Raw genomic sequence first — 19292 nt, forward strand, 5'->3', positions numbered from 1 at the left:
GCCGTCGGAGGATGTTGTTTCCACTTCGCGTTCAGGCTGGCGTTCCAGTTCGGCGCTGCATAAAGATCTTCGTTGTCGCGTCGTCGAACTGCGCCATGTGCAGGCGTGCGTAGGCGCCGCCGTGGGCGAGGAGCGTGTCGTGGGTGCCCTGTTCGACGATGGCGCCGTCGTTCATGACGACGATGGTGTCGGCGTCGCGGATGGTGGACAGGCGGTGGGCGATGACGAACGCGGTGCGGCCGTGGCGTAGTCGGGCCATGGCCTGCTGGATGAGGATCTCGGTGCGGGTGTCCACGGAACTGGTGGCTTCGTCGAGCACGAGGATGGCGGGGTCGGTGAGGAACGCGCGGGCGATGGTGAGCAGTTGTTTCTCGCCGGCGCTGAGGACGGCGTCGTCGTCGATCATGGTGTCGTAGCCGGCGGGCAGGGTGCGGATGAACCGGTCGGCGTGGGCCGCTCGCGCCGCGTCGACGATCTGGTCGCGGGTGGCGTCGCGGGCACCGTAGGCGATGTTGTCGGCGATGGTGCCGCCGAACAGCCAGGTGTCCTGCAGGACCATGCCGACACAGGACCGCAGGAGCGGTCGGGGCAGGGTGGCGATGTCGACGCCGTCGAGCGTGATGCGTCCCGCGTCGAGGTCGTAGAACCGCAGGAGCAGGTTGACCAGGGTGGTCTTGCCGGCTCCGGTCGGGCCGACGATGGCGACGGTGTGCCCGGGCTCGGCGGCCAACGACAGGTTCTCGATGAGCGGCCGGGCGGGGGAGTAGCGGAAGGTCACGTCCTCGAAGGCCACCCGGCCGGTGACCGGTGTCGCCAGAAGGTTCGGCTCGGCGGGGTCCGGCGTCTGCTCGGGCGCGTCGAGGATCTCGTAGATCCGCTCGGCCGAGGCGAGGCCGGACTGGACCATGCCGGCCATGCTGGCGAGGTAGACGAGCGGCTGGCTGTACTGGCGGGAGTACTGGATGAACGCCTGGATGTCGCCGACCGTCAGCGCGCCGGCGGCGATCCGGATTCCGCCGACGACCGCGACGAGGACGTAGTTGAGGTTGCTGAGGAACACCATGGCCGGTTGCAGGGCACTGGAGGCGGCCTGGGCCCGGTGGGTCGTCTCGGCCAGCGCCTCGTTGCCCTTCGCGAAGACCTCCGCCGCCTGTCGTTCACGCCCGAAGGCTTTGACCACCGCGTGGCCGGTGTACATCTCCTCGATATGGCCGTTGAGGAGCCCGGTCTGCCTCCACTGCTCCAGGTAGCGCGGCTGTGCCCGCTTGCCGATCAGCACGACGACGAGCAGGGACAGCGGGGCGGTGACGAGCGAGATCAGCGCCAGCAGCCAGGAGACCCAGAACATCGCGGCCAGCATGCCCACGATGCTGAACAGCGGGATGACGAGCTGGCTGAGCGTCTGCTGGAGGCTCTGGCTGAGGTTGTCGATGTCGTTGGTGACCCGGCTGAGGACGTCGCCGCGGCGGTGCTCGTCGAAATAGGAGACGGGTACCCGGGAGATCTTCACCTCGATGTCCTGGCGAAGGTCGCGGATGACGCGCTGCACGGCGAGGTTGGCCAGCCAGCCCTGGACGAAGGCACAGAGCCCGGCGCCCAGATAGACCAGCGTCGCGTACAGCAGCGTGTGCCCGAGGGCGGCGGTGTCGATGCCGCGGCCGGGGACGAAGTCCACGGTGCCGAGCATCCGCGCGAGGGTGCCGTGGCCCTGCGCGCCCAGGTCGTCGACGACCTCGGCCCGGGTGGTGCCCGCGTCGAACTGACGCCCGATCGCGCCGGCCAGGACGAGGTCGGTCGCGCGGCCCAGCAGCAACGGCCCGGCGGCGCTCAGCACGACGCTCACGATGGCGAAGGCGCCCGTGCCCGCCAGCAGCCCGCGCTGGCCGCGCACCGCGCGCCAGAGGCGACCGGCCACGGCACCGGTGTCGGTGGACCGGTCGGGCCGCCGGGGCACGGGGATCGCGGCGGCCGCCGCGCGGTCGGGGGACCGTCTGGTCCGGCTCATGCCGCGTCCGCCTCGGTGAGCTGGGACAGCACGATCTCGCGGTAGGTCGGGTTGGCGGCGAGCAGTTCCGCGTGGGTGCCGGTGCCGACGACCTGGCCCTCGTCGAGGACGACGATGCGGTCGGCGCCGCGGATCGTGTTCACGCGCTGGGCGACGATGAGGACGGCCGCTTCGGCGGTCTGGCGGGCGAGCGCGGCCCGCAGCCGTGCGTCGGTCGCGTAGTCGAGGGCGGAGAAGGAGTCGTCGAACAGGTAGACCTGGGGCCGGGCGACCAGGGCGCGCGCGATGGCGAGCCGTTGGCGCTGGCCGCCGGAGAGGTTCGTGCCGCCCTGGGTGACCGGTGCGTCGAGGCCCTGGGGGAGCGCCTCGACGAACGCGCGTGCCTGGGCGATGTCCAGTGCCCGCCACAGGTGGTCGTCGGTGGCGTCGGGGTCGCCGTAGCGCAGGTTGGTGGCGACGGTTCCGGAGAAAAGGTAGGGGCGCTGCGGGACGTAGCCGACCGTGCGGCTCAGCAGCGCCCGGTCGAGGGACCGCGCGTCGACGCCGCCGACGAGCACCGCGCCGGTGGAGGGGTCGGCGAGCCGGGGGATGAGGCTGAGCAGGGTGCTCTTGCCGCTGCCGGTGCTGCCGATGACCGCGACGGTCTCGCCCCGGTCGGCGGTGAGGCTGACGCCGGCGAGGACGGGCGCCTCCGCGCCCGGGTAGCGAAATCCCACGTCGCGCAGCTCGACGCGCCCGGGGCGGGGGAGCGCGGCGACCGCGGCCGTCGCGGGCGGGACGGCGGTGCTGGCGGTGTCGAGGACCTCGCCGACGCGCCGGGCGCAGACCTGCGCGCGGGGCAGCATCCGCAGCAGGTAGGTCATCATGACGGCCGCGCCGAGGATCTGCAGGACGTAGCCGAGGAACGCCGACAGCGCGCCGACCCCGATCGCGCCGGTCTCGACCCGCGCGGCGCCGAACCAGACCACGGCGACGCTGGCGACGCTGGCGACCGCGGTGACCAGGGGGAACATCAGCGCCGTGAGCAGGCCGACGCGCGCCGAGGTGTCGGTGAGCAGGTCGTTCGCCGCCTCGAAGCGCGCGTGCTCGCGCTCCTCCTGGACGAAGGCGCGGATGACCCGCAGCCCGATGATCTGCTCGCGCATGATCCGGTTCACCGAGTCCGTCGTGTCCTGCAGGGTGGCCGACAGCGGCGTCATCCGGCGCAGGACCACGAAGGCCAGCCCGGCGAGCACCGGCGCGACGACCACGAGCAGCAGCGACAGCGGCGCGTCCTGGGCGAGGGCGAACACGATCCCGCCGACGAGCATGATCGGCGCGGTGACCATGAACGTGAGCGTGATCTGGACGAGCATCTGGACCTGCTGGACGTCGTTGGTCGTGCGGACGGTCAGCGACGCGGCGCCGAACCGGTTCAGCTCGCGCGCGGAGAAGGACTGCACCCGGTCGAACAGGGCCGTGCGCAGGTCGCGGGCGAGGAACGAGGCGACCCGCGCCGCGACCCGCGCGGCGCCGACCGCGCACGCGAGCTGCGCGAGCGACACGGCGGTCATGAGCGCGCCGAGGCGCCAGACGTGGCCCGTGTCGCCGGCGAGGACGCCGTTGTCGATCACGTCGGCGCTCAGGTCGGGCAGGTAGAGGGCGGCGGCGGTCTGGGCGACCTGAAGAGCCGCGACGACCGCGAGCGCGCGTCGGTACGGGCGTGCGTAGGGCAGGAGCAGACGAAGCAGCACGGGGCCTCACAACGGCCGTCGGGGAAGCGCCCGGACCGGGGGTGTGGGCCGGGCGCCTGCGAGACTAGGCCAGCGAGGCGGGTTCCATCAAGATAGATGCATCATGATTGATGTAAGGTTGGCATGGACGGATTCGAACTGTTCCAGCTCGGTCGCCGGCTGATGAAGCTCGGCGAGCAGGCGATCCCGGAGATCGGGCTCCACCAGATGTCCGCTCCGACGCGCGCGGTCGTGTTCGACGTCTTCGGGAACCCGGGGAGCTCGATCTCGGACATCACCGCCCGGGTCCGGTTCCCGCAGAGCCAGGTCTCGGCCTGCGTGGCCCGCCTGCGCGAGGCCGGCGCCGTCGAGACGTTCACCGATCCCGCCGACCGCCGCCGGACCCTCGTGCGCCCCACGGACGAGGCCCTGCGGCGCGCCGAGAACCGCCCCCCGGCCGAGATCGACGAGGCGCTCGCCGGGGCGATCGGCAGCACCGACCCGGCCGAGATCCAGCGCGTGAAGGACGCCCTCGAGGCACTGGCCGACCTGCTGGGGCCCCGCGACCCAGCCGGCGAGGTCGCCGCGGGTCCGGCCGGGACGCGGCGAGCAGGAGGCGACGTTCGCGTGCACCCCGCGGGTGGAGGCGATCCCGCGCCGGCCGCGGCGGGTGTTCTGGGTCCGCCACCTCGATAGTCCAGCTCCTCCCAGGCCCGGGCCGACTTCTGGCATCCCATGCCTGGGTGGCCGACACCCGGTGAGCTCCGAGACCGGCATCGGCGGTCGAGGACGGCAGTGATCCATCATCCGGTCGTGTGCCGGTCACGCGCGGACCGCGGTGACGGTCCGCTCGTACAACACACCCGCCGCTGGTAGCCTGCCGCCCGGTAGGCGCATACTGGAGCCAATGACCAAGTCAGCGGTACCCAAGCGCCGTCTGAGCACCAGCCCCTTCAAGGATCCGGTGACTCCGGCGTGTGACCGGTTCGCCGTGGGCGACCGAGTCACCCACGACACGTACGGTCTCGGCCAGGTGATCGGGGTCGAGGAAGACATCGCCGTGCTCGTCGATTTCGGCTCCCAGCAGGAACGCATCCCGACTCCGTTCAGCAAGATGTCCCATCTCTGACGACAAGAGCTTCGGCGCGCCCGAAGACTCTGCGTCCGCGGTCGGAGGCCCGCTTGCGGGCCGCGCACCGCGAGCGCCACCTCCGACGAGGACGGCACCGCTGCGTCGCAGGTGGTCGACCGGGGGCCGCGGCGGTGAACCGCGTACATCTGTGACGCGGCCGGCGATGTGCTGCCCGCCGTGTCCGGAGCCGACGGCACCTCGACCACGGCGCGCACCAAGTACACGTACGACGACGCGAACCGGCCCCTACGGTCACCGTGTTCGGCGACGGCACCGACCGGCTCACCAGGGCCGTCCTACGTGACCAGCGCGGGTTTGCCGTCAGTTTGGTCGACCCCCGGGGACATACGTCGGGTGGCGCGCCGGATTCGGACCATGTGACCGACCAGGTCACGGATCCCGCTGGCCGCACGGTCCAGGCGATCTGACCGCCTGTCCAGGTCGAACAGAACGGCGCGGCCGCCACCACTGACCGGCCCTCGGCCGAGGTCGGCGGCGTCGGAGCTGGCGGCCTCGTGGCTGGCGATCCCGTGGACGCTGGCGAGGAGTTCCAGGTTGTAGGGGGATTCGAAGCCCTCGGATCCGATGGCCGGTCATCAGCTGACCTGGTCGGGGTTCGGGGTCGCTTGTCGGACGCCCCGCGTTACGAGTGGGTCATCGGCCATCGGGCCGGGATACACCGACGTCACCGATCACCGTGGCGCTGTCTGTGCTCGGATGCGGTCGGCTTGATGCGGGGGCGGTCATGTCGAGCAGCAGCATGGCGTCGTGGTCGGGGGTGCCCGGTTCGGCGGTGTAGATGCCCATGCGCTGGCCCGGGGTGCCTTCGAGGGCCAGGCCCTGGAAGGCGAGGGTGATCGTACCGACCTGGGGATGCTGGAAGGTCTTGGTCGTGATCTTGCGGCCGGTGACCTCGTAGCGCTCCCACAGCCTGGCGAAGTCCGGGCTCTTGAGGAGAAGCTCGCCGACAAGCTGGGTGAGGTCGGGGGCGTCGGGGTCGGTGCCGGCCAGGGCGCGCAGGCGGGCGACGCAGCCGCGGATTTGGTTGTCCCAGTCGGGGAAGACCTCGCGGGCGTTGGGGTGGAGGAAGAGGTAGCGGGCGAGGTTGCGCTGGGTGGCCGGCCAGTTGTCGATGCCGGCGTACAGGGCGAGGCCGCCGGGGTTGTGGGCGAGGACGTCCATGCTCCGGCTGACGACGTAGGCCGGGTTGGGGCGCAGGGCTTCGAGCACCAGTTTCAGGTGCGGGCGCACGGTGCGACCAGGCGCTTGCGGGGCCTGGGGCCCGTAGTGGGCGGCGCGCACGGCGAGGTCGCGCAGGTGCTGGTGCTCGGCGTCGTCCAGCTGCAGGGCGCGGGCCAGAGCGTCGATCACGGCCGGGCTGGGGCGGGTTTCCCGGCCGCGTTCCAGACGGGTGTAGTAGTCGATGCTGACGCCCGCGAGCGTGGCCAGCTCCTCGCGGCGCAAGCCGGGGGTGCGGCGCACACCAGGGCCGGGGGTCAGACCGGCCGACCGGGGGCTGGTCTGGGTGCGGCGGGCGCGCGGGAAGCGTCCCAGCTCGTCGCCGCCGCTTTGCTGCTCGGGTGCCACTACGCCAGTGTCTCTCCGCCATCGGTGCGCCATGCCTGTCCAGGGGGCCCTGTCGCACCCCGGCTGGATACCCCCCGTCACGTCTCGGCCTGCCTGGAACAGGTGTGAACGGGCAGGGTTGAGTGTGTCGCCTCATGGTCGCCAGCGAGCGCCTGTGCTCCTGGCGGCCCGTGGTCCTGCTACGGAGCCGCTCTGGACGCTCTCGATGGCCTGCCTCCCGCGGGCGGGTGACGGTGGACGTGACGGACGGCGACACGGCCGGTGCGGAAGCCCGGCTCCCGGCCTCGCATACCGAAAAGGTGATGACGATGGTGGACTGGAACGGCACGGACCTGGAGACGATCGCCGCGGCCGAGGAGCTGCGCCTTGCCTCCGAACGGGTCGACGGCACCCTGCGCGATCCGGTGACCATGTGGGTGGTCCGCTCCGGCGACCAGCTCTACGTCCGCTCGGTCAAGGGCCCCGACGGCCCCTGGTACCGGGGCGCGCAGTCCCGTCGCCAGGGCCGCGTCGCCGCCGGCGGCGTCCGGCAGGACGTCACCTTCCGCCCGGCCGACCCCGGCGAGTACCCGGGCGTGGACGCCGCCTACCGCGAGAAGTACGGGCGCTACCCGAGCATCGTCGAGCACGTCCTGACCGATGCCGCCCGAACCTCCACCCTGCGCCTCGAACCGCGCTGACCGCGCCCGGCCGCCCGCACCAGCGCGGCCTTCACTTCCGGCTCACAGAGCTACCGCGAGCCCCGAAAGGCGAGATCTTCCATGCGTGCCACCTTCATGTACGGGCCCGGAGACGTGCGGGTCGAGAACGTCCCAGGCCCCACGATCGTCGAGCCCACGGACGCGATCGTCCGGATCACCCTGGCCTGCGTCTGCGGCTCCGATCTGCATCCCTACCGCTCGATGGACAAGACCGATCAGGGCGTGCCGATGGGGCACGAGTTCCTCGGCGTGGTGGAGGACACCGGCTCTGACGTGCGCGGCCCGCGGCGTGGCGACTTCGTGGTCTCCCCGTTCGCGTTCGCCGACAACACCTGCCCGATCTGCCGGGACGGCTTCCACACCGCCTGCCCGCACGGCGGCTGGTACGGCGCCGGCGGTGTCGGGGGCGCGCAGGCCGAGGCCGTGCGCGTACCCCAGGCTGACGGCACCCTGGTGAAGATCCCCACCGATGTCGACACCGCGCTCCTGCCCTCGCTGCTCGCCCTGAGCGACGTCTACCTCACCGGCTACCACGCGGCCCACATGGGCCGGGTCGAGCCCGGCAAGACCGTGACCGTGATCGGCGACGGCGCCGTGGGCCTGTCCGCGGTGCTGGCCTCCCGCCGGATGGGCGCCGAGAAGATCATCCTGATGGGCCGCCACGCCTCCCGCACCGACCTGGGCCGGGAGTGGGGCGCCACCGACGTCGTCGCCGAACGCGGCGAGGAGGGCGTCGCCACGGTGATGGAGCTGACCGGCGGTGAGGGCTCCCACGTCGTGCTGGAAGCCGTCGGCCTGATGCCCGCCTACGAGCAGGCCTACGGCATCGTGCGCCCCGGCGGGATCATCTCCCGCGTCGGCGTCCCGCAGTACGAGCAGGCCCCGGTCGGGTTCGGGTCACTGTTCGGGAAGAACGCCCAGCTGGCCGGCGGCCCCGCTCCCGTGCGCGCCTACCTCGAACCCGCCCTCGAGGACGTGCTCGCCGGCCGCATCGACCCGGGCAGGGTCTTCGACGCCGAGGTCGCCCTGGACGAGGTCGCCGACGCCTACCGGGCCATGGACGAGCGCAGCCGCCTGAAGGTGCTGGTGCGCCCGTGACGGCCCGCAAACCCAACGCCGCGGCCACCGCCGCGCACGAGCGCCTGTTCCCCGGCCATGTCTCCCCGCGCTCGGCGGGGCGGACGCCCAGGTGAAGGGCCACGTCGCGGCCAACCTCCACGTCGGCAACACCCGTACCACCCTGATCGCCGTCCTGACCGGCCTGCTGCCGTTCATCGGCTACCCCCGGACCCTCAACGCCCTGGCCGCCATCGACGCCGTCACCCCGGCCGGCGGCGCCCCGCCCCGAGGGAAAACGCATGACCACCCGTACCTGGCTCATCACGGCGTCAGCAGTGGCTTCGGCCACGCCCTGACCACCCAGCTGCTGGAACGCGCAGACCGCGTCATCGGCACCGTCCGCAACCTGGACAAGGTCGCCGACCTGCGCGAGAAGTACCCCGACACCTTCGACGCGCAGATCCTGGACGTCACCGTCACCGCCGCCGTGCGCACGACGGTGGACGTCGCGTTCGCCGCCGGCCGCGTCGACGTGATCGTCTCCAACGCCGGCTACGGCCTGTTCGGCGCCGCCGAGGAGATCACCGACGCCCAGGTCGACCACATCATCGCCACCAACCTCACCGGCTCCATCACCCTGATCCGCGCCGCGCTGCCGCATCTGCGCGCCCAGGAGACCGGATTGAACATTGCGCATGGAGCGCGGACGCCCGACGGGCGGTCATGGCTGGAGAAAAGGGCCTGTACTGTTTCGACCTGCTGCGGCCCGCGGATCGGTAGCACGTTCCCACGTCGCCGCGTCCGTCCCCGGTAAGGCATACAACTTCTTCAGCGCGATCCCCGTTCGGGACCCGGAGCGGGTCCGGGAATCCGCGACGAGCCCGGTCGGTCACGGGCGCAGGGGTGGCGTCAGAACCGGTCGCCGAGACCGAGGCGGTCGTGTGTCTTGCGGGCGCGCCGGTCTTGTGCGCTGGCCGCGTAGCGACCGTCCGTGTTTGGGAGTGTGGTGTTGATGTCTCGGGTTCTGGGGCGCGTCACCGTCGGGGGAGTCGGACGAGGCCGAGGTAGAAGTCGTCGATGGTGTGGACGGTGTCGAGGAAGGCGTCGAGGTCGGTGGGTTTGCTGACGTAGGCGTTGGCGTGCAGTTCGTAGCTGGACGCGACGTCGTCGGGGGCGTCGGAGGTGGTGAGGATCACGACCGGGATGCGGTGCAGGTCGGGGTCGGCTTTGATCGCGGCGAGGGTCTCGCGGCCGTCCATCCTCGGCATGTTCAGGTCGAGGATGATCAGGTCGGGACGGCGCCGGGCCGGGTCGCGCAGGTATTCCAGTGCCTGGATGCCGTCGCTGACCTGGTGCAGTCGTTGACCGAAGCCGCGGACGAGGAACGCTTCCTCGATGAGAAGGGCGTCACCGGGGTCGTCCTCGACGAGCAGGACGTCGTAGGGGCGGCTCGGCGCCGCGGCGGTCATCAAGGCCGGGGTCTCCCTCAGCTGTGGGGGTGGAGCCGTCGGGGGTGCGTCATCATTGCACGCCCTACCCGCCATCTGTGGTGATCATGACCGGCGAAGGCAGGCAGGCCACCTGCCGTTGCGATGCGCGTGCGGCGGTCACCGCCGGGCGCCCGCGCGCATGGTCCGGGGCCGGGGATGGTGTGCCGCTGTGGGGCTCCCGGCGAGTGGACGTGGCGGGGTGGAGTCCAGACTCCTGGCGAACCGCTACGGGCGTCAGCGCGTGGGCGGGCAGGCGTGCGACGGGCGGAGGGCAGGGATCGTGGTGGTCGAGGAGGCGGTCGTCGAAGGGGGTGGCGGGCCATCGGCCGAGCCCGCGGGGGCGCCGGGGCGGGCGTCTGGGTGGACGACGAGCCGCTGGTTGTCGGTGGGGGTCGGCGCCGCGCTCACCGTGCTGGTCGTGCTGGGCGTGCTCGGGGGGTGGCTGCTGGCGCACGGGACGGCGGTGAACCAGCGGCTGATCAACCGGAGCACCCCGGCGCTGATCGGCGCGGTGCGGCTGGACAACGCTCTGATCAACCAGGAGACCGGGGTCCGCGGCTACGGGATGACCGGCCGGTCCGAGTTCCTGGAGCCCTACCACCTCGGGGTCGCGGCGCAGGACCGCACCGTCGCGGATCTGCGCCGGCTACTGACCGCGGAAGGGGTCGGCGCCGCGGCCCTCGACGCCGTGCTCGCCCGGGCCGCCGACTGGCACCGGGTATACGCGGACCGGGTCGTGGCCGCGCCGCCCGGCCAGCCCGTCGAGGTCGCGACCACGCAGGCCGCCACGGGCAAGGCCGCGTTCGACGCGCTGCGCGCGGCCAGCAACGCCCTGCAGGGCGAGCTCACCGCCTCCCGCGCCCAGGCGGGCGCGGATCTGGTGCACGTACGGACCGTGCGGAACTGGACCTTCTCCGCGATCGCCGCCGTGATCCTCGCCGGCGCCGTCCTGGCCTTCGTGGGACTGCGCCGCGCGGTGTCCGGGCCGCTGTCCCGGCTCGCCGCCGACGCCACCCGGGTCTCGGCCGGCAGCTTCGACCATCCCATCCAGCCCAGCGGCCCGGCTGACATCCAGACGGTGGCGGGCGCGGTCGAGCGGATGCGCCGCCGCCTCGCCGCCGAACTGCAAACCTCCGAACAGGCCCGCCACGTCCTTGACCGCCAGGCCGAGGAACTGCGCCGGTCCAACACCGACCTCGAACAGTTCGCCTACGTCGCCTCCCACGACCTGCAGGAGCCCCTGCGCAAGGTGATCAGCTTCTGCCAGCTGCTGGAACGCCGCTACACCGGCCAGCTCGACGACCGCGCCGACAAGTACATCGCGTTCATCGTCGACGGCGCGGCGCGGATGCAGAAACTCATCCAGGACCTGCTCGCGTTCTCCCGCGCCGGCCGCGCCGGCACCGCGATCGAGCCCGTCGACCTCGAACAGGTCTATCACCGGGCCGTCGACAGCCTCACCCTGACCATCGACGAGACCGACGCCCAGCTCTCCCACGACCCGCTGCCCACCGTCCCGGGCCATGGCGCGTCCCTGGAGATGCTGCTGACCAACCTGCTGGGCAACGCCCTGAAGTTCCGCCACCCGGAACGCACCCCGGTCATCCATGTCGGAGCCGACCGCGACGGCGACACGTGGCGCCTGTCGGTGACCGACAACGGCATCGGGATCGACCCGCAGTTCAGCGAGAAGGTCTTCGTCATCTTCCAACGACTCCACAGCCGCGACGCCTACCCCGGCACCGGCATCGGCCTCGCCCTCTGTCGCAAGATCGTCGAGTTCCACGGCGGACACATCGACCTCGACAACGGCTACACCGACGGCACCCGCATGATCCTCACGCTGCCCGTGGCGGGCTCCATCACCCCGGCCGCGCTCATCCCCGCCAGCCGCCAGGACGACTCCTGAGCCGACCGCTCTCCGTCGCAGGGTCTCCGCCGGCGACGACGGCGCGTCGGCGGACCCGGGTCGTCCACAACGGCCGGTCCGGCGGCGGCATTCGAGAACCCGGGTGGCCGGGGGTCGGGAACACCCCCGGCCAGCCCACGACGGGTCAGGACGGGTCAGGACGGGTCAGGACGGGCGGTTGATCTGCGGGATCTCGATGCTGATCGTCTGTCCCTCGGACAGGAACAGCAGGGCCAGCTTGCGGAGGAACTCGTCGAAGAGCCAGTAGGCCTGCGGCACCAGCGGGAGGGGTAGCAGGCCTTCCCGGACGGCGATGAAGGGGCCCCAGGCCGTGCGCAGGAGCGTGTCCCAGACCGGGTCGCGGGGGATGTCCAGCCAGCCAGCGATCTTGTCGCCGAGCATGAACCGTGTGAACGAGCCGAGGATGGGCTTGCTGAGGATGCCGGCGTCAATCGTGGCGCCGAGGCTGAGGAGGATGTCGGCGAGGACCTTGCCCTCCGGTGTCGGGGCCAGCACCGGATCCAGGACCTGCTTGGCCTGGGAGTCGGCCTCGGACCAGGACGCGGGGATGTACTCGTCCTTGATGCCGAGCATGTGCGCGCCGACCTGCCACGAGTGCAGGAAGGCCGTGGACTCGTTGGCAGGGATCGGCACCTTCCACGCGGTCAGCTTCTGCATGACGGTCGTGGGCAGGCTGTGCCAGGTGACCATCATGTCGGCCTGGCTGATCGGGATGTCCTCGGGGGCGGCGCCCGACCACTCCGGCGACTGCGGGAGCAGGTGCCGTACCGCCGCGTGCACCAGCCGGGTCTTCACACACGTCACGATCATCTCGCCGTCGGGGGCGAAAGCATTCCGGGTCCCGATGTCATATCCGAGCTTGGCGGTCTTGGAGATGCGGTCCTTCATGTCCGCGCCGCCCTTGGAGTAGTAGACCGCGCGCGCCTCCTTCGGGATGACCGTACTCATCATGCCGCTGGCCAGCCCGTACAGCACACCGAGGTAGAGCCCGCGCTTCTCGTTGAACTGGTACGCGGTCGCCAGCATGCCCTGGTTGGTCCACGGCGGCAGCTGCCGCGCCTGCTCCATGAAGTCCCGCAGGTCCGCGGGTAATCCGGCCGGCAGGGGCTGACCGTTCTTCGTCCAGGTCCGCAGCAACTCGTTGACCCTCGGCACGTCACCCCGGTCGAGCAGCGACGCGACCAGCGGGTCGGCCTCCGGGTCCCAGACCCACCGCGGGTCGGTTCCGGCGCCCGCGCCCGCCACCGACCCCGCGGCCGACCAGGTCCACGGCACGGGCGCCGTGACACTCAGGGCGCCGAGGGCGCCCAACGCCCCACCCACCGCCAGGATGTTGCGCCTGCTGATTTTCTCCATGCTGCCGCTCCTCCTCGAGGTCGTTCGATGCCAGCCGGAAACCTGGTGCAATGAAACAAAAACAGAGTCCGTGTATCATTGGGTCATGGCGTGTAGATGATCAAAAGGCTCGTCGCGACGGCGACCGTTGAGGAAGAACCAGGAGGTGACCATGGAACCCTCGCTGTCCGCGTTCATGACACCGGGCTCGGAGTCGGTGCTGCAACGCGCGTACACCGACGCCGTCGAACGGGTCGACGACACAGAGGAGACTCGGGCGCGGATTCTTGACGCGGCGTATGAGCAGTTCTGCCGGATGGGTATTCAGCGGTCGACGATGGAGGATGTGGCGCGGCGGGCCGGGGTTTCGCGGATTACCGTCTACCGCCGGTTCACGACCAAGGACGTGCTCGTCGAACAGGTGGTGCGACGCGAGTTCCGCCGGTACTTCGACCAGTTCCTCGTCGACATCCGACAGGCCAAGACCGTCGCCGACCGTCTGGTGCTCGGCTTCGTGAGCTCGTTGCGCGCCGTCCGGAGAAATCCGCTGATCGGTGGTCTGATCGCCACGGAACCCGACCTGTTGGTGGCCTCGGTGGTCGGCGACGGTGGGCAGACCCTCGCGACCGTACGGCAGTTCCTCGCCGGTCAGCTGCGCCGTGAACAGCGCGCGGGTGCGGTGTCCAGCGACCTGGACACCGACCTCGCGGCCGAGCTGATGGTTCGGGTGTCCGCTTCCTTTCTGGTGATACCCAGTTATGTCGTCGATATCGACGACGACGAGCAGATGGCCGCGGTCGCCCGCCGGTTTCTCGTGCCCCTGCTGAAACCAGCAGGTGACGAGGACTGACCGCCGGATCCCTCTCACATGTTCGCGGCACCGGCTTTGACGGCTTCACGGATGCGGAAGTAGGTGCCACAGCGGCAGATGTTGCGTAGGCCGTCGAGGTCGTCGTCCGTGATCGCACGTCCTTGGGCGGCGACCCGGCGGACCAGCGCCACCGCCGCCATGATCTGGCCCGGCTGGCAGTAGCCGCACTGGACGACATCGTGGTCGAGCCACGCCTGCTGCATGGGATGCAACTCCCTGCCGACCGTGGCCGGCAGTCCTTCGATGGTGGTGACCTCGTCGGCTGGCTGGAGGTCCTTGACGGGGATCGCACAGGGGTTGACCTCCTTGCCGTTGAGGTGGCTCGTGCAGGCCTTGCAGACGTTGATGCCGCAGCCGTACTTGGGGCCGGTGATGCCGAGGACGTCGCGTAGCACCCACAGCAGGCGCACATCGTCGGGGACATTGACGGTGACCTGCTCGCCGTTGACACGGAAAGTGCGCTCGGGCACGGGCGTCTCCCAATCTCAGCGGGCATGGCTCAGGCCGTCGGTCGGTGACGGGGGAACAGGCGGGACGGTTGGCTTGGGCTCGAAGGAGAGCGTGCCGTGGTTGATCGGGAAGCTGGTCGGCATGGTCCCGGTCGCGCGGCCGTAGGCGCAGGCCACGGCGGCCATGGCCGGTGCGACGCCCAGTTCCCCCGCGCCGCCCGGCTGCTCCGAGGTGCTGGGCATGACGATGATCTGGAGGGCGAGGGGCGTGTTCCACTGCCGCGTGTAGAAATAGTTGTCCCAGCTGGCTTCCAGAAAGTACCCGTCGCGCAGGTGCAGGCTGGAGGTCAGGGCCAGCGCGATGCCGTCGGAGATGCCGCCCATCATCTGGGCTTCCAGGCCGCGCGGGTTGACGGCCAGGCCGACGTCCACGGCGAAGACGGCCCTGGTGACCCGCGGCCCGGCGACGCCCTCGCGGATGGGCCGGTTGACCGTCTCCGGCCGGCAGTCGATCTCCACCAGCGCGGCACTGACGGACTTGTACTCGGCATGGAAGGCGATGCCCTGGGCCGTGCCGGCCGGCAGGGCCCGACCCCACCCGCCCACCTCGGCGACCTTGTCCAGGACCGCCCTGGAGCGGTCATCGCGCAGGAAGTCGCGCCGGAACCGGTAGGGGTCCTTGCGCATCCGCGCGGCGAGCTGGTCGACGATCAGTTCGCGGGCGCAGGCGACGTCGGGCGAGTAGACGTTGCGCATGCTGCCGGTGTTGAAGCCCTTGTCGGTTTCGGACAGCAGCTGGCTGGTTGCCCCGAAGTTGTAGGGCATCGTCTGACTGAGCAGGAAGAAGGTCTCGGAGAATCCGATGTCGCCCACCGGCAGTTGCGCGGCGGTGGCCGTGATGATCTCGCCGAGCCCGTGGCCGAGGTCGGTGGCTACGCTGGTGTGCCGCTGTTCGTAGCCGAGCACGGTGCCACCGAGGTAAGAGACGCGCACTCGGGAGGTGGCCATCGGGTGGACGCGGCCCTGGCGAGCGTCGTCGGCACGGTGCCACATGAGCCTGACCGGTTTGCCGATCTTCTGCGACACCTCGGCGGCTTCCAGCGCGGCGTCGAAGAACAGCTTGCGCCCGAAGGAACCACCGCCCTGGACGACGTGCACGGCAACCCTGGACGGCGCCAGGCCGAGCTTCGCGGCGATGGTCCGCTGGGCAACGATCGGCGACTTCAACGCCGACCAGATCTCGGCACGGTCGGCCCGGACATCGGCGATGGCGCAGTTGGTTTCCAACGCACTGTTGCCGCGGAAGTAGAAGGTGAACTTCCCTTCCACAGTCGGCGTCAGCGGCGGCAGCCCGAGAGACAGCTCCGCACGCTCCAACTCTCGACGCACGATCTCGTCGGACTTTCCCGCCGCGGTACCGGGTTTCCAGGAGACACGCAGTGCCCGCACCGCATCGATGCACTGGCCGAAGGTCTCGGCGCGCACCGCCACTCCGGTGGAGATCACCACGACATCGGTGACCCCCGCCATCGCGCGCACCTCGGCGAGGTTGGCCACCGAGCCGACCTTGCCGTTGAGGGTCGGCGCGCGGCACACCATCGTGGGCTTCGCATCCGGCACGTCGAGGTCCATCGCGAACTTCTTGCGTCCGGTGACCGCGTCCAGCGCGTCGATCCGGCTGTGCGGCTTGCCGATCACGGTGAAGCTCTCGCGTGGCGTGAGCTCGACGGATACCTGCTCGATTCGTACGCTCGCGGCTTTGTCGGCCAGCGCGCCGAACCCGATGCTCCTGCCGGAACGATCGACGATCATGCCGTCGCGCACGGACAGGTCCGTGACCGCGGAGCCAAGCTCGATCGCCGCCGCCTCCAGCAGCCGGCGCCGGGCGATCGCGGCGGCGACCCGGATCGGCGTGTAGGTCGCGAAGGTCGTGTTCGACCCACCGGTGAGCTGGTTGAACACCAGCTCCGGCCGGGCGTCGGCCAGGGTGACCCGCACCCGGTCCAGCGGTACCGAGAGTTCCTCGGCGATCAGCATGGCCGTCGAGGTGGTGATGCCCTGTCCCACCTCGGCCCTGGGCAGTGCGAACGACACCATCCCGTCCTGGCCGACCCCGACCGAGATCAGACCCGAGGTCGGCGCCGCCGCCACGGTCATCAGGTCGTTGAGGTCGACTATGTCAGTAATACCGGGCGACGGCAGCTGAAACTCGGCCGAAGACGCCGCCGCGACCGTCGGCCTCAGACCGATCTCCGCCGCCGTCACCAGCGTCGGCGCGGCGAGCACATACCCGAGGAACCGTCGCCGCCCAATGGACTCGCGCATTTCGCTGGCTCAGCTCGGACGATTGCCCGTGGGGATGACGATTTTTGTCTCCTGCCCCTTGGTGAGGAAGAACAGGACGTACTGCCGCAGGGCCTCGTCGACGGTCCAGGCGATCGACGGCACCAGCGGTAACGGGATGAGCCCCTCCCGGACCTTCACCAGTACCGGCCACACGCTCTTGATCGTCGCCTCCCAGAACGGCTCGCGCGGGATCTGGTCCCAGTCGGCCACCTGTTCACTGACCAGGAACCGGGCCAGCGCGTTGACCAGGGGCCGGCCGACGCCACCCGGGCTCACCTGTTCGGCGAGCTGGCGCAGCAGGATGTCGGTCAGCTCCACGCCTTCGGGTGTCGGCCCCATGTTCGGCGGCAGCACCAGGTCCGACTGGGAGTTGGCCGTGTCCCACGTGGCGGGGATGTACTCGTCCCGGACGCCGAGCAGGTGCGCGGTCACCTGCCACACGTGCAGGTAGGCCGCGGAGTCGGCCGCGCTCATCGGGATCTTCCACTCCCGCATCTTGCCCATGGCGTAGGTCGGCAGGGTGTGCCAGGTCACCAGGATGTCCTCCTGGCTGATGGGGATGTCGCCGGACCAGTGGGGCGACTGTGGCAGCAGGTGCCGCACCGCCGCGTGCGTCAGCCGGGTCTTCACCGCGTTGACGATGCAGTTGCCGTCCGGCCGGTACGCGTTCAGCGCGCCGACGGCGAAGCCCAGAATGCTCGTCTTGGCAACCCGGTCCTCCATGTCCGCGCCGCCCGCCGAGTAGTAGACCGAGCGCGCCTCCTTGGGAATGGCGGTGCTCAGCATCCCACCGCCGACACCGTTGAGCAGGTTGAGATAGAGCCCCCGCGACTTGTTGAACTGGGCGGCGGTCTCCAGCTTGGCCCGGTCCGCCCACGAGGGCAGCTGACGGGCGTGCTCGATGAAGTCCCGCAGATTCTCCGGTAACCCGTCCGGCAGCGGCTGGCCGTTGCGGTTCCAGTCCCATAACAGCTGGTTGACCTGGGGCACCAGGCCGCGGTCGAACAACGAGGCGACCACCGGATCGGCCTCGGCATCCCATACCCACCGTGGGTCGGCACCTGTGCCGGTACCGGCCACCGATCCACTGGCCGGCCACGTCCACCCCCCCGCGGCGCGCGCCTGCGTCGGCGTGACCACGCCCAGCGCACCGAGCGCGCCTAGGGTGCCGCCCGAGATCAACACCTTGCGCCTGCTCAGGTCCACCATGTCCCGAACTCCCTCATGAGCCGCACCGTGCGCGCGGTGACACCGTGATACATAGCATGTAGCTGCGTATCTTCGCAAGCTGTTCAGTCGGCGCGGCAGCGCGTCCACCTGGCTGGTGTTTGTTTCGGCAAATATGTCGGCGGGCGGAAGGTCCTCGACCGTGAGAGGCGCCGGTCGTGTCCTCGGCGGCCGCGCCCGGTCGGCGGCGGCGAGCACCTTCTGGACCGGCATGCTGGATATCCGGGTGACGCCCTCCAGAAAACCGCGCGGTCCCCCGGCTCATCCAGGCGTCATGCGCCAAGGCATGTGGCGTCGAGGCGTAGGCCGATGGTCCGAATCCGGGTTCTGGCCCGATACAGGGTGCAGGGGCGCGGGCAGGGCGCGGTCGGCGGGCTGGAACTGGATGCGTTGGCCGTCGAGTTGGCGTTGCGGCACGGTGATCTGGCGGCGCGGAGTGAGGATCTCGACGTCCTTGTCACGGGCCCCGTGCGCGGCGGGCGCGGCGGCGCGAACGCGTGGGAACTTGTGGCTGCGTGCAGACTTGGGCGCGTGACCGCGACCGCTCCCCCCGAACCCGTGACCTGGTCCGACAGGCTGCGTGCAGTGATCTTCGACCTGGACGGCACACTGTTCGACCACGAGAGCTCCGCCGTCGCCGCGCTGCGCCAGTGGGTACCGCGGCTCGGCGTCGAGACCGTTACCGATGTGCTGCTGGCCGCCTGGTTCGAGGCCGAGGACCGGCATTTCGGCGCGTGGCAGAACGGTCTGATCAGCTACGTCGAGCAGCGCCGCGCCCGGTTGCGCGACTTCCTGCCGCACGTCGGCCACCGCCCCGGCACGGACGCCGAGCTCGATCGGCACATCGCCGACTACCTCACCTGCTACGCGTCGACCTGGCAGCGGTTCGACGACGTCGACGCGGCGCTGACGGCGGTGGCCCGGGCGGGACTTGCGACCGCGGTGCTCACGAACGGCATCGACCAGCAGCAGTTCGCGAAGGTCGAGGCGATCGGTCTCGCGGGGCGGGTCGGACCGGTCTTCACCGCGGAGGCGATCGGCGTCGCGAAGCCCGCGCCGATCACCTACCTCACCGTCTGCGAACGCCTGGGCGTGCCTGCGGAGGCGGTGCTGCACGTCGGTGACCGCCACGACCTCGACGTGCTGGCGCCGCGCGCCGTCGGGTTGAACGCCGTCCATCTCGACCGCACCGGCCGCGGCCCGCTCGATGAACCGCACCGGATCACCTCCCTCGCCGAGCTCGGCCGCTTCCTGCCGCCAGCCGCCGTCGGCTCGGCGGCGAGCTGACGGTCTGTCGTCGAGCCTTGGTTGTGGTCGATCTTCATGAATGGGCGAGAGGCGAGATCGACCCGTTCTGGGCGACGATCGGTCTCCACTGACCCTTGTTCATGTACTGGTTCGAGGATGGATCCTCCGAAATGAATCCGGATCTTGCTGGCGACCGTAAC

At 70.5% G+C, this 19292-nt stretch carries 16 protein-coding genes; 8 read left to right on the forward strand and 8 right to left on the reverse strand.

All coding sequences use genetic code 11. From position 1 onward, the window contains the following. Positions 1-31 precede the first annotated feature (31 nt). Both I6A81_RS18750 and I6A81_RS18755 read right to left on the reverse strand, forming a co-directional pair. Positions 32-2005 carry an ABC transporter ATP-binding protein gene (locus I6A81_RS18750; RefSeq protein WP_203000574.1) on the reverse strand — a complete coding sequence of 658 codons (1974 nt, stop codon included), beginning with the start codon at positions 2003-2005 and terminating at the stop codon, positions 32-34. Then, positions 2002-3738, reverse strand: a complete 1737-nt coding sequence (locus tag I6A81_RS18755) for an ABC transporter ATP-binding protein (RefSeq protein WP_203000575.1) — start codon at positions 3736-3738, stop codon at positions 2002-2004. The genes I6A81_RS18750 and I6A81_RS18755 overlap by 4 nt, the downstream gene beginning before the upstream one ends. Before the next feature lie 123 nt (positions 3739-3861). On the opposite strand from I6A81_RS18755, the gene I6A81_RS18760 reads away from it, so the two are divergent. Next, positions 3862-4413, forward strand: a complete 552-nt coding sequence (locus I6A81_RS18760; RefSeq protein ID WP_203000576.1) for a MarR family winged helix-turn-helix transcriptional regulator — start codon at positions 3862-3864, stop codon at positions 4411-4413. Between the two features lie 211 nt (positions 4414-4624). Next, entirely contained in the window at positions 4625-4846 is a 222-nt protein-coding gene (locus tag I6A81_RS18765; RefSeq protein ID WP_203000577.1) for a hypothetical protein, read from the forward strand. Positions 4847-5503: 657 nt separating this feature from the next. On the opposite strand, the gene I6A81_RS18770 is transcribed toward I6A81_RS18765, so the two are convergent. Beyond that, entirely contained in the window at positions 5504-6436 is a 933-nt protein-coding gene (locus I6A81_RS18770) for a helix-turn-helix transcriptional regulator (protein ID WP_203000578.1), read from the reverse strand. Positions 6437-6738: 302 nt separating this feature from the next. Between I6A81_RS18770 and I6A81_RS18775 the strand changes: the two genes are divergently transcribed. The 3 genes from I6A81_RS18775 (at position 6739) to I6A81_RS18785 (ending at position 9010) form a co-directional block, all read left to right on the forward strand. Further along, positions 6739-7116 (forward strand): DUF2255 family protein, encoded by a 378-nt coding sequence (locus tag I6A81_RS18775; RefSeq protein WP_238438429.1) that lies wholly within the window; start codon positions 6739-6741, stop codon positions 7114-7116. Positions 7117-7197: 81 nt separating this feature from the next. After that, entirely contained in the window at positions 7198-8235 is a 1038-nt protein-coding gene (locus I6A81_RS18780) for a zinc-binding dehydrogenase (protein WP_203000579.1), read from the forward strand. Positions 8236-8326: 91 nt separating this feature from the next. Next, positions 8327-9010 carry an SDR family NAD(P)-dependent oxidoreductase gene (locus I6A81_RS18785; protein ID WP_203000580.1) on the forward strand — a complete coding sequence of 228 codons (684 nt, stop codon included), beginning with the start codon at positions 8327-8329 and terminating at the stop codon, positions 9008-9010. A 220-nt stretch (positions 9011-9230) separates the two neighbouring features. Here the strand turns inward: I6A81_RS18785 and I6A81_RS18790 are convergent, their stop codons facing one another. Next, a complete protein-coding gene (locus I6A81_RS18790) occupies positions 9231-9665 on the reverse strand; it encodes a response regulator (protein ID WP_203000581.1) in 435 nt (144 codons plus the stop codon). Between the two features lie 301 nt (positions 9666-9966). Between I6A81_RS18790 and I6A81_RS18795 the strand changes: the two genes are divergently transcribed. After that, positions 9967-11595, forward strand: coding sequence for a sensor histidine kinase (locus I6A81_RS18795; RefSeq protein WP_307874747.1), 1629 nt, complete (start codon positions 9967-9969; stop codon positions 11593-11595). 165 nt (positions 11596-11760) lie between these two features. Here the strand turns inward: I6A81_RS18795 and I6A81_RS18800 are convergent, their stop codons facing one another. Beyond that, positions 11761-12972: an oxygenase MpaB family protein gene (locus I6A81_RS18800; protein ID WP_203000583.1), complete on the reverse strand. Its 1212-nt coding sequence runs from the start codon at positions 12970-12972 to the stop codon at positions 11761-11763. Between the two features lie 151 nt (positions 12973-13123). On the opposite strand from I6A81_RS18800, the gene I6A81_RS18805 reads away from it, so the two are divergent. Then, positions 13124-13801, forward strand: a complete 678-nt coding sequence (locus I6A81_RS18805) for a TetR/AcrR family transcriptional regulator (RefSeq protein WP_203000585.1) — start codon at positions 13124-13126, stop codon at positions 13799-13801. 14 nt (positions 13802-13815) lie between these two features. On the opposite strand, the gene I6A81_RS45635 is transcribed toward I6A81_RS18805, so the two are convergent. The 3 genes from I6A81_RS45635 to I6A81_RS18820 are packed head-to-tail and all read right to left on the reverse strand — an operon-like array spanning position 13816 to position 17826. Continuing rightward, positions 13816-14292, reverse strand: coding sequence for a (2Fe-2S)-binding protein (locus I6A81_RS45635; RefSeq protein ID WP_203000587.1), 477 nt, complete (start codon positions 14290-14292; stop codon positions 13816-13818). Between the two features lie 15 nt (positions 14293-14307). Next, entirely contained in the window at positions 14308-16596 is a 2289-nt protein-coding gene (locus I6A81_RS18815; protein ID WP_203000588.1) for a molybdopterin cofactor-binding domain-containing protein, read from the reverse strand. Between the two features lie 9 nt (positions 16597-16605). Then, on the reverse strand, positions 16606-17826 hold the full coding sequence (locus I6A81_RS18820) for an oxygenase MpaB family protein (protein ID WP_203000589.1): 1221 nt from the start codon (positions 17824-17826) through the stop codon (positions 16606-16608). 549 nt (positions 17827-18375) lie between these two features. On the opposite strand from I6A81_RS18820, the gene I6A81_RS18825 reads away from it, so the two are divergent. Then, positions 18376-19131, forward strand: a complete 756-nt coding sequence (locus I6A81_RS18825; protein WP_307874748.1) for an HAD family hydrolase — start codon at positions 18376-18378, stop codon at positions 19129-19131. The last annotated feature ends 161 nt before the right edge of the window (positions 19132-19292 follow it).

The organism is Frankia nepalensis, assembly GCF_016786325.1.
GTDB lineage: Bacteria > Actinomycetota > Actinomycetes > Frankiales > Frankiaceae > Pseudofrankia > Pseudofrankia nepalensis.